The sequence below is a fragment of the Pyramidobacter piscolens W5455 genome, from assembly GCF_000177335.1.
In the GTDB taxonomy this organism is placed as follows: Bacteria; Synergistota; Synergistia; order Synergistales; family Dethiosulfovibrionaceae; genus Pyramidobacter; species Pyramidobacter piscolens.
On record NZ_ADFP01000091.1, the window covers coordinates 1 to 10900 of the forward strand.

Annotated in this window: 7 protein-coding genes and 1 pseudogene; 7 read left to right on the top strand and 1 reads right to left on the bottom strand. The window is 60.9% G+C overall.

The genetic code is table 11. From position 1 onward, the window contains the following. The coding region (locus tag HMPREF7215_RS08220) for a translocation/assembly module TamB domain-containing protein (RefSeq protein ID WP_009165339.1) at positions 1 to 2405 on the bottom strand (2405 nt) is incomplete at its 3' end. 225 nt (positions 2406 to 2630) lie between these two features. Here HMPREF7215_RS08220 and HMPREF7215_RS08225 point away from each other — a divergent pair. From HMPREF7215_RS08225 to HMPREF7215_RS08260, 7 genes and pseudogenes are all read left to right on the top strand, one after another. Then, positions 2631 to 3980, top strand: a complete 1350-nt coding sequence (locus HMPREF7215_RS08225; protein ID WP_009165340.1) for an MATE family efflux transporter — start codon at positions 2631 to 2633, stop codon at positions 3978 to 3980. Between the two features lie 135 nt (positions 3981 to 4115). Then, positions 4116 to 5189 carry a sensor histidine kinase gene (locus HMPREF7215_RS08230; protein WP_040550975.1) on the top strand — a complete coding sequence of 358 codons (1074 nt, stop codon included), beginning with the start codon at positions 4116 to 4118 and terminating at the stop codon, positions 5187 to 5189. Continuing rightward, complete coding sequence (locus tag HMPREF7215_RS08235; RefSeq protein ID WP_009165342.1) at positions 5186 to 5836, top strand: response regulator; 651 nt, start codon at positions 5186 to 5188, stop codon at positions 5834 to 5836. The genes HMPREF7215_RS08230 and HMPREF7215_RS08235 overlap by 4 nt, the downstream gene beginning before the upstream one ends. Positions 5837 to 6263: 427 nt before the next feature. Further along, positions 6264 to 7571, top strand: a complete 1308-nt coding sequence (locus tag HMPREF7215_RS08240; protein ID WP_040550977.1) for a glycine/sarcosine/betaine reductase component B subunit — start codon at positions 6264 to 6266, stop codon at positions 7569 to 7571. Positions 7572 to 7591: 20 nt separating this feature from the next. Beyond that, a complete protein-coding gene (locus HMPREF7215_RS08245) occupies positions 7592 to 8908 on the top strand; it encodes a glycine/betaine/sarcosine/D-proline family reductase selenoprotein B (RefSeq protein ID WP_083798302.1) in 1317 nt (438 codons plus the stop codon). Between the two features lie 139 nt (positions 8909 to 9047). After that, a complete protein-coding gene (locus HMPREF7215_RS08255) occupies positions 9048 to 10610 on the top strand; it encodes a BCCT family transporter (protein ID WP_009165346.1) in 1563 nt (520 codons plus the stop codon). Between the two features lie 108 nt (positions 10611 to 10718). After that, positions 10719 to 10900 (top strand): annotated as a pseudogene (locus HMPREF7215_RS08260) (hypothetical protein); the annotation flags it as partial.

Consider the following 10900-nt stretch of genomic DNA (forward strand, 5'->3'; position numbering starts at 1 on the left):
ATGCCGCCGGCTCCGCCGGTCAGCAGGGCCGCCGCGCCGCCGGCCGCCATCGCGCCGCTCAGGGTCGATGCCGCCGTGTTCACGAGCATGGCGTTGATGGAGCCGTCGACGTTGATGTCCAGATTGCCGGCGTAGGCAAACGTGCCCTTGGCCTTGATGTACTGGTAGATGCCGTCGCCCTTTTCGGCGTTGATAACGGTGCCGTCCTTGAGCGTCAGCTTGCCGATATCGTTGGAAAAGGGGATCCTGGCGTCGGCGTAGGTGACGCCCTTGTTGCCGTGCAGCGCGGCGACGGCGTTGACGATGGATTGATACTGTTTGAAGCCGTACATCTTGCCGCCGGCCGAGGAAACGGCGCCTTCGCCCTCGAGCGTGAAGGGGCTGAGCTTGCCGGAAGCTTTGTACTCGCCGGTCAGCGTGCCGGTCAGCCCGCCACCGAGCGCGGGCGCCATCTGATCGATGATGGTTTTGAGCTGGCTGCCCTTTAGGTTGGCGCCGATCGCGTAGGTCATCTTGTTGATGTCCATGCTCGCATTGCCGTCGATCGTTCCGCCGGCGAATTTGGAGGAGAAATCGGGCAGCGAAGCCACCATTTTGGAGAGCGTGACGGAAGATTTGATTTGCTCGAACTTCAGTCCCGTAAGCGAGAAGACGGGGATGGAAAGCGAACCGTCGCCGGTGATGTCCGTGTCGGAAAGCTTGCCTTTGAGGCCGCCGCTGAGTTTGCCGGAAGCGCCCAGCGAGCCGGCGCCGAACGTGTTCATCACGTTGCCGAGGTCGATGCCGTTCAGTTTCAGATCGTAGGTGCCGTTCAGATTTTTGCCGAACTTGAGCACTGAGTCCATCTTGATCGTGCCGTTGGCTACGATCGCGGACATTTCCTTGAAAGCCAGATTGTCGCTGCCCATGGTGATGGATCCGTTGACCTTGGTGACGGGCAGCTCCATGAAGACCAGCGAGGCGTTCTTGAACGTTACCGTGCTGCCCTGGAAGGCGACGGGCACGTTGACCTTGTCGATGTTCATGTCGTTGAGCGAGACGCGCTGCGAATCGATCTTGCCGCCGGCGGTGATGGCGCTGCCCTTGCCCTTGACGGTGAAGGCGGCGTTCACTTTGCCCTTGATGTTCGCCGGCGCCGAAGGCACGATCTTGGGCAGCATGGCGAGGTCGAAGTCCTTGACGCTGAAAGCTACGTCGGCCGCCACTTCCTTGCCGCCGGCGTTGACCGTTCCTTTGAGCGTGGCGGGATTGCCGGCGATATTGGAGCCGCCGGAGACAGTGACCAGCCCTTTGCTGTCGAACGCGGCCTTGAAAAGCGTGGCGGTGACGCTGGCGCCGCCGAGCGTAAGCTTGTCGGCCCTGACTTGGGCGTTGCCCTTGAGGGCGTTCACCGGTCCTTCGACCGCGACGTTGACGGCGTCAACCTGCCCGTTCAGTTCGGCGGGCAGCGAGGGCAGATTCTTGCGCAGGGTCTCGGCGGTGACGGGGCCGTCGGTGTTCATGTTCACCTTGATGGAAGGAGTTTTGCCGCCGAGGTCGGCGAACACCTCGCCTTTGGTGGGAATGCCGATGGCGCTGACGGCCAGGGGCTTGAGATTGACTTTCATGTCTTTCATCGCGACCGTGGCGTTGGCCGAAACGGGGAAGCCCATGGCGGAACCGTCGTCGAAGCTGACAGTTCCTGCTGCGGCGGGATTGTCCAACGCGCCTGTGACGGTCATGTCGGCGGTGACCCGACCTTTGACGAGAAAGCTGTTCAGCTGGGGAACGAGAGCCGACAGATCGCCGACCTGCACCTTACTGACGGCGGCCTTCAGATTCAACTCAGGCGTCACGCCGCCGCTGACGCTGATCGTGCCGCCGGCAGTTTGGATGTCTCCCTTGCTGATCGTCAGGCTCGGTGCCATGCTGACTTTGAAACTGCCCTTCATGGGCAGGCCGTTGAGGGCGATGTCGAAGGCCGCTTCGGCCTCGTTGCCGTCCAGCGTGCCGCCGACTGAATTGAGCTGAAGGTCGTTCAGCGGGACGGCGCTGGGCAGCGTGACTTTCCGGCCCGTGAAGATTTCGGCCAGCTGGAGCAGGTGGGGAATGGTGCTCTTGATGCCGCCCAGTTCCACCCAGTCGAGCGCCACGTTGCCGGTGAGCAGCTTGAGCAGCGCCGGGTCGACGAAAATCTTGCCGGCCTTGATCAGCGACGTGCCGTCGCGCGTCAGTTCGATGTCGTTGAAGGTGTAGCCTTTGACGGGATTGCCTTTGGCGCCGCCGATGGACACGCCGAGATTATAGGTGTTGGCCACGTATTCGGCGCCTTTTTGAGCGATCCAGCCTGTGCCGACGTCCAACGTGCAGACGGCGACGATGGCCGCCGCGAGCAGGACCGCAATGCCTATGAAAAACTTTTTCATCGGGATTTAACCTCCTCTATCTCTGTCGTTTTCGCAACGGCAATGATGGTACGCTTCGTGATTTTGTGCCGGCATTCTTATGCCGGACTCATTATAGCACAGGCTTAGGAAAGAGACGTTTCCGAGCGGAAAATGAACAAGGGGCTTCCCGCCTGCATCGTGTAGTGTTTATAAAACAATCGTGTTATCATGAAACAATACATTTGCGAAAGGTGCAGGAAATCAATGGAAAATCGTCGCGAAATGCTGGCGCAGGCACCGCTGCTGCCTTTGCTCGTGAAAATGTCTTTGCCAGCCATGATCGGCATGTTCGTCATGGCCTCTTACAACGTGGTCGACACGATTTTCATCGGCTGGGGCGTCGGCCCGCTGGGCATCGCCGCCACGTCGGTGGCGTTCCCGCTGCAGCTGTTCGTCGGGGCCCTGTCCATGTGGGTGGCGATGGGCACGGCTTCGTTGTCGTCGCGCAAACTGGGCGCGGGGCTTGACGACGACGCCGAGCGGGCGCTGGGCAACGGCTTCGTGATGTCGGTCGCGCTGGGCTTCGCGACGCTGGCCGCCGGAATCGCGTGCCTCGACCCGCTGATCGCCATGATGGGCGCCGACGCGCGGGTGGCGGATCACGCGCGGCACTATCTCGGCATCGTTTTCCTCGGCAATCCGCTGGTGATCGTGGGCATGCTCTTCAACAACACGATCCGTTCCGAGGGCAACACGCGTTACGCCATGTACTCGATGGTGCTGCCGGCGGTGTTGAACGTGTTTCTCGACCCGCTGTTCATTTTCGGCTTCAAAATGGGCATGGCCGGAGCGGCCTGGGCGACGGTGATCGGCCAGCTGGTAACGCTGCTGTGGAATTTGCGCTACTATCTGACGGGGCGCCGCAGCCTGATCGCCCTGCGCCTCAGCCGCATGCCGCTGCGCTGGGTCATCGACGCCGAGATCCTCGGCGTCGGCGTTTCCGAGTTCGCGCGCCAAGGCGCGCTGACGGTGGCCAACACGATCCTGATGAATCAGATCTCGCGCTACGGTTCGGCGCTGTACATCGCCGCTTACGCGATCATGATGAAGGTCTCGTCGATCGCCGTGATGCCGATCTTCGGCATCGGCCAGGGCATGCAGCCGATCGTGGGCTATTGCTACGGCGCGGGGCTGTACGGGCGCGCCCGCAAGGCCATCGAGATCGCGCTGCTTTCGGCCACGGTCATCACCGTGACGGGCGAGATCATCCTGCTCGGTTTCCCGCACGTTTTCGTGCGCGCGTTCACCGACGACGCCGAGGTGATCCGCCTCACCGTCTGGGGCGTGCGCATCCTTCAGTCCACGTTCGCGATCATCGGCTTTCAGATTGTCGGCACGGTGACGTTTCAGGCGCTGGGGTTCGCCGGGCCGGCGCTGTTTCTGTCGCTGAGCCGGCAGGTGATCTTCTTCATCCCCTCGCTGCTGGTCCTGCCGCGCTTTTTCGGCGTCGCCGGCGTGTTCTTGAGCTATCCCGTGGCGGACGTGTGCGCCTGCTTCGTGACGCTGGCGCTGCTGATCTTCTACCGAGGGCGCTTCAAAAAGCTCGAACGCTGACGGCGCGGCGCCGCTTCACGCATCGCGGCGAAATGAAGATAATGGTTTTCACGATTCCATGGATAAGGCAGATGAGTTAAAATAAATTATCGCGAACATAACGAGAAGATTCAGTCCGGCACGTCCGCGGAGGCCATGATCGTGTATCGGATGCTGTTCGCGCGGACGTTCGACCCGATCGCGCTGTACCGCGTGGAGGAAGGATCGCGCCGCAGCATCACGGCCGACAGGGTGTTTTTCGTCGACGTCAATCCGTCTTACGAGCGCGTCATGAAGGTTCGCCGCCGCGACGTGATCGGCCGCAGCTTTCTCGACGTGTGGCCGATTTCCGAGCCGCGCTGGTCCCAGATCATCGTCGATTGTCTGCGTCTCGGACATTCGGTGCACTGCGAGGGCAACAGCAAAGAGGCCGGCAGTTTTCTCGAGGCGATCGCTTTTCCGTTGCCGCCGGGCATGGCGGCCGTGATTTTCCTCGACAAGACGAAATTGAAGGATGCCGACGAGGCGCTGGACCGCAAAAAAAACGAATTGCGCAATTTGGCCACGCAGCTGACGCTCACCGAGGAGAGCACGCGCCGCGCCATCGCCACCGACCTGCACGACCGCATCGGCTACGATCTGGTATCGCAGCTTCACAAGATCCGCGAGCTGCGCGAAAAAGTGCGTCCGGCGCTGGAGGCGGAGATGGCGGCGCTGGAAGCCAACACGGAGAAGATGATCCGCGAAAGCCGTTCGCTGATCTTCGAGCTCAGCCCGCCCATTCTCAAGGAAGTGGGCATCAATCCCGCCCTGGAGTCGTTGGCCGACAATCTGCTCACGCCGCACGGCATCAAGTGGGAGCTGCGCGCGAAGGGGACCATGGCCGACTTCTGGGCGGACGACGCCGTCTGCGTGATCCTCTACCGCATGGCACGCGAGCTGCTGATCAACGTGATCAAACATTCCGGCGCGACGCGTGTCACCATCATCGTCAACCGCGGCCCGGGGAAGATCATGGTCGCGGTGGAGGACAACGGCCGGGGATTCCCCGAGGACTTCGACCTCGACCATAACGAGGCGCGCAAGGAAACGAAGAGCTTTGGGCTTTTCAGCATCAGGGAACGCCTTGAGCCCATCGACGGGACTCTGAAAATCGTTTCCATCCCTGGGAAAGGCGCGACCGTTGCCATGTCCTGCCCGTTGAAACTGAAGGAAGGGGAGTTCAAATGAGTATTCGCGTGCTTCTGGCCGACGATCACGAAATGTTTCTTGAAGGACTGCGGGAACTGCTCGGCAAAGCGGACGGCATCGAACTGGCCGGACTGGCCCGCGACGGCGCGGAGGCCGTCGCGGCGGCGGAGCGCCTGCAGCCCGACGTGGCGCTCATGGACATGACGATGCCGCGGCTGAACGGCATCCAGGCGACGCAGAAGATTGCCGCCGGCTCGCCCGGCACGAAGGTGCTGGTGCTGTCCATGCACGGCGACAAAAACCTGATCGTCGAGAGCCTGAAGGCCGGCGCCCGCGGCTACGTGCTGAAAGAGTGTTCGTCGCAGGAACTGTGCCTGGCCATCCAAACCGTCGCGAACGGGCAGTATTACTTGACGCCGGCGATCCTTTCGACGCTCATCGGGGATTATCTGCGCCTGACCGAAAACGAGGAACAAGGTTCGGACTGCCCGCTCTCCGAGCGCGAACTGGACGTATTGAAACTGCTGGTCAAAGGCTGCAACGCCAAGCAGATCGCCGAACAGCTCAGCATCAGCAAAAACACGGTGGACACCCACCGCCGCCACATCCTCGACAAGCTTGGCTGCAACAGCATGGCCGAGCTAACGCGTTACGCCATCCGCGAAGGCTACCTCGACCTCAGTTGAACGCCGTCTCCAGCCGCGAAGAAAAAGCGGGCCGGCGCCCGCGGCACAACGGAAGAGGAAAATCGGCAACGGCGCCGCCTGCGCGGCAGGCACCGAACCATCGTGAAAATCTCGTCGGGAAACAACGGCAAAGAGCCGCCTCGCATCGATCGAGGCGGCTCTTTGTGCATGTTCCACGTGGAACATTTTGACCGGGAACGGGGGATAAACCACGTTGAGCGACGCCGTCGAATTATCGCGAGCGACACGTCATAATTTTTACTACAGGCATTTTCACACTTTTCATTATGGAAGTCATTCATTCTTTTTCATTATAATTCAATCGTGAAAAGCAACACGGGGGGAATAGAGTGACCGGGGCGGGAACGTCCGGTTGTCCCGGAGGGATTGGGTTCCCGCGAATCTTGAAGAAGGAGTGATTTCAGCTATGAGACTTGAAATCGGAGCCTTTCATGTGACCGACATCAAGTTCGGCGACCATACGGGCTACAGCAAGGGCATCCTCACCGTCAACAAGGAAGAGTTGCTCAAGGTCGTCAAGGAAGACGAGCACATCACCACGGCCGATCTGAAGATCGTGCATCCCGGCGACGACGTGGTGCTCTGCCCCGTCAAGGAAGCGGTGGAAATGCGCTGCAAAGTGTCCGGCGGCCACGGGATCTTCCCCGGCGTGCTGTCCGAGATGGAGATCGCCGGTTCCGGCCGCACGCATTGTCTGCAGGACTGCTCGCTGCTCGTCGTCGGCGAGCACTGGGGCGGATTCCAGGACGGCCTGATCGCCATGGGCGGCAAATACCAGCACCACACCATCTTCGGCGACATGGTCAACCTCGTGCTGGTGGCCGATACCGACGAGGAGTTCGAGCGCCACGAGCAGCAGAAGAAGAACCACGCCCTGCGCTGGGCCGGCATGCGCCTCGCCGAGTACGTCGGCCAGTGCGTGAAGGAGCTCGAACCCGAGAACGTCGAGGTTTACGACCTGCCCGCCCTGAACGAGCGCGGCCCCGAAGTGGACAAGCTGCCCCGCGTGGTCTACCTGCTCCAGCCCCAGACCCAGATGGAAGCCATGGGCTACAACACGTTGATCTACGGCTGGGACGGCAACCACATCCTGCCCACCTTCATGCATCCCAACGAACTGCTCGACGGCTGCCTGGTGTCGGGCTCCTTCATGCCCACGTCGTCGAAGATCTCGACTTACGAGTTCGCCGTCAATCCGATGATCAAGAAGCTCTACGAACAGCACGGCAAGACCATCAACTTCCTCGGCGTCGTCATGTCCACGCTGAACGTGAAAATGGACGAAAAGGTCCGCTGCGTGAAAATGGCCGGGCAGATCTGCACGTCTCTCGGCGTCGACGCCGCGGTCGTCGTCGAGGAAGGGTACGGCAACCCCGACGTCGATTACACGGCCATGCTGGTCGAGCTCGAGCGCCTCGGCATCAAGACCATCGGCCTGTCGGACGAGTGCACCGGCCGCGACGGCGCGTCTCAGCCCCTCGTTTCCATGAATCCCGTCACCGACGCGCTGGTTTCCACCGGCAACGTGTCCCAGATGTACGAGTTCCCGAAGATGGAAGTCATCGGCGAGCTCGAAGCGCTGGCCCGCGACGGGAACTCCGGCGGCTGGGAAGGCTGTATCCATCCCGACGGCTCCTTCGTGATGGAGAACAACGGCATGTTCTGCGCCAACCACATCAGCGGCTACTCCAAGAGAACCTGCGCTGATTTTTAAATCGGGGAGGCAAAAATAAAATGCTGAAAGCGATTCATTACATCAACCAATTCTTCGGGCAGGTCGGCGGCGAAGACGCGGCCGACGCCAAGCCCATTTTCCACGACGATCTCGTCGGCTGCTCGATGATGCTGAACCAGATGGTGAAGCCCGACATCGAAGTCACCAACACCATCGTCTGCGGCGACAACTACATCACCAACCACACCGACGAGGCCCTGAAAGAGATCTTCGCCTGGCTCGACACGAAGAAGTTCGACATTTTCTTCGCCGGCCCCGCCTTCATGGCCGGGCGCTACGGCGTCGGCTGCGGCATCATGTGCAAAGCGGTGGCCGAGCGCTATCACGTGCCCGTGATCACCTCCATGAACGAGGAGAACCCCGGCGTCGAAGAGTACAAATCCGTGTGCTACATCTTCAAGGGCGGGCGCAAGGCGACCTTCATGAAGGACGACGTGACCGCCATGGCCAAATTCGCCAAGAAGATCGCCAAGGGCGAGGAACTGCTGCCCGCCGCTCAGGAAGGCTACTTCCCCCGCGGCATCCGCGCCGAGATCCCTCAGCCCGACGGACGCATCGCCGCCGACCGCGTCATCGACATGCTGCTCAGGAAGCTCAAGGGCGAGCCGTTCCAGACCGAGCTGATCATTCCCAAGATGGAGAAGATCCCGCCCGCGCCCGCGCTCAAGGATCTGGCCCACGCCACGATCGCTCTTGTCTCCTCCTCCGGCGTCGTGCCCGTGGACAACCCCGACCGCATCCAGAGCGCTTCCGCCCAGAAGTGGGGCAAGTACGACATCTCCAAGCTCGACAATTTGCCCGAGGGCGTGTTCAAGACGATCCACGCCGGCTTCGACCCCGCCGCCATGTGCCACATTCCCGACCGCGGTGTGCCTGTGGACGCCATGCGCTACTTCGAGAAGCAGGGCAAGATCGGCAAGCTTTACGATTATTACTATGTGACCGTCGGCACCGGCACGACCCAGGCTTTCGCCGCCAAATTCGGCAAGGAGATCGCCGCCGAGCTTCACGCCGCCAAGGTCGACGCCGTCGTGCTCACCGCCACCTGAGGCACGTGCACTCGTTGCGGGTCAACGATGGGCAAAGAAATCGAGAAAACCGGCATTCCCGTGGTCGTGATGTGCAATCTGATCGACGTGGCCAAGACCGTCGGCGCCAACCGCATGGTCCAGACGGTGTCCGTTCCCTATCCTCTGGGCGATCCCGAACTGAGCGCCGAGGCCGAATGGCAGCTGCGCACCAGCCGCGTCGAGGCGGCTCTGAACGCTCTGGCGACGGACATCGCCGAGCCGACGGTGTTCCCTTCCAAGTTCTGATCTGACGGAACGGCGGAGCGGAATCCTCTCGACAAGAGACGCGGCAAGTAAGTTCGAGGGGCTGAAAGGACGTTTTTGAAACGCGAATTTCAGCCCCTTGTTTTAAACGTTCCTTCCCGTTGTGAAAGGAGTCACTTGAATGTCGGACAAAGTTTCGCGGAATCCTCTCGACCACGGCCGGCTCGACTGGTCAGGCTGCGTCGATACCAAGAGCAACACGGTTTATTACGTTTCGATATTGATCACGTTTGCGGCGGTCCTCTGGGGGCTGCTGTCGCCCGATTCTTTCGGCACCTTCGCCAAGTCGTTGTTCAACGGCCTGACGACTTATTTCGGCGCCGGGTATATGTTCTTCATGAACGTTTTCGTCATCTTCTGCCTCTTCATCGCTGCCGGCCGTTTCGGCAAAGTCCGCCTGGGCAAGGCGGAGGACCGCCCCGAGTACAGCAATCTTGCTTGGTTCGCCATGCTGTTCTCGGCCGGCATGGGGGTGGGGCTGGTTTTTTACGGCGCCGCCGAGCCGCTGATTTATTTCACCAATCCGCCCTTTGGCGCAGCGCCCGAGTCCGTTCAGGCCGCCCGCGACGCGCTGCAGATCTCCTTCTTCCACTGGGGGCTGCACCCCTGGGCAGGTTACGCCGTTATCGCCATGCCGCTGGCCTACTATCAGTTCCGCTACAACGCGCCCGGTCTGATCAGTTCGATCTTCATCCCGCTGGTCGGAGAGAAGGCCGTCAAGGGGACGTTCGGCAAAATCGTCGATATTCTCGCCACGTTCGCCACGCTGGGCGGCATCACCACGTCTCTCGGCCTTGGCACGCTGCAGCTGAATTCGGGGGCCAACACCGTCTTCGGACTGCCCAAGACCACGTTCGTTCAGGTCGTCATCATCGTGATTCTTGCCGTGTTTTACACCGGTTCGGCCGTGCTCGGCATCAAAAAGGGCATTTCCAAGGTGGCCGACTTCAACATCCGCGTGTGCTTCATCCTTATGGCCCTGATGTTCATCGTCGGCCCTTCGCTGCCCATTGTCGAATCTTTCATGACCGGTATCGGCGACTTCCTCAGCGGCCTGGTCGAGGAGAGTTTCATGATGGATCCCTACGGCGCCGGGTACCAGAAGCACCTTGCCAACTGGACGCTGTACTACTGGGCCTGGTGGATCGCCTGGGCGCCTTTCGTCGGCGCTTTCGTGGCCCGCATTTCCCGCGGCCGCACCATCAGCGAGTTCATCGCCGGCGTGCTGATCGTTCCCGCGCTCGGCAGCGCGGTCTGGTTCGCCATCTTCGGCACTTCGGCGCTGCATCTGGAGCTGGTTCAGCACGTCAAGATCGCGGCGGAAGTCATCAAGGACGTTTCCGTCGGCGCCTTCGAGCTGTACAAGCACTATCCTCTCGGCACGGCCATGTCCTACGGCATGATCGTGCTGATCACGACGTTCTTCGTCACTTCGGCCAATTCCGCCACGTTCGTTTTGGCGGCGTATTGTCAGCACGGTACCAGCGATCCGTCCAAGAGCAGGATGGCCATCTGGGGCATCCTCATGGGCGCTCTGGCCGTGGTGCTTCTGACCACCGGCGGCCTGATCAACATTCAGACTATCTCGCTGTGCACGGCGCCTCCGTTTGCCTTTATCATGTTCTTCTCCTGCTGGGGCTTTTGGAAGGCCCTCAACGCCGACGAGCGGAACGGGCGTCTGTAACTTTCTTCAATTCAAGCGTGAAAAAACGGGCGCCTTTTTGCGAAAAAGGGCGCCCGTTTTGTAAAATCGTCATGGAAAATTTATTTCTCCAAAGAAGGAGGAACGATCATGGAATCTTCGATCCTTTTGTTTTCTCCCGAATTCCCCTGCTGGGACGAGGAGACGGTGCGGCTGGCCGGCGACGACCCCTCGTCGCTGGCCGGGATGCTTGAGAGTGGCGAACTGGCGCGGCGGGGCGGCGGCTATGTGCTGACGCCCAAGGGCGAGGCGGCGCGGCGCGAGCTGGCGCG

Coding starts and splice junctions, on each gene's coding strand:
- HMPREF7215_RS08225 (WP_009165340.1), top strand. CDS start 2,631: ATGGAAAATCGTCGCGAAATGCTGGCGCAGGCACCGCTGCTGCCTTTG.
- HMPREF7215_RS08230 (WP_040550975.1), top strand. CDS start 4,116: ATGATCGTGTATCGGATGCTGTTCGCGCGGACGTTCGACCCGATCGCG.
- HMPREF7215_RS08235 (WP_009165342.1), top strand. CDS start 5,186: ATGAGTATTCGCGTGCTTCTGGCCGACGATCACGAAATGTTTCTTGAA.
- HMPREF7215_RS08240 (WP_040550977.1), top strand. CDS start 6,264: ATGAGACTTGAAATCGGAGCCTTTCATGTGACCGACATCAAGTTCGGC.
- HMPREF7215_RS08255 (WP_009165346.1), top strand. CDS start 9,048: ATGTCGGACAAAGTTTCGCGGAATCCTCTCGACCACGGCCGGCTCGAC.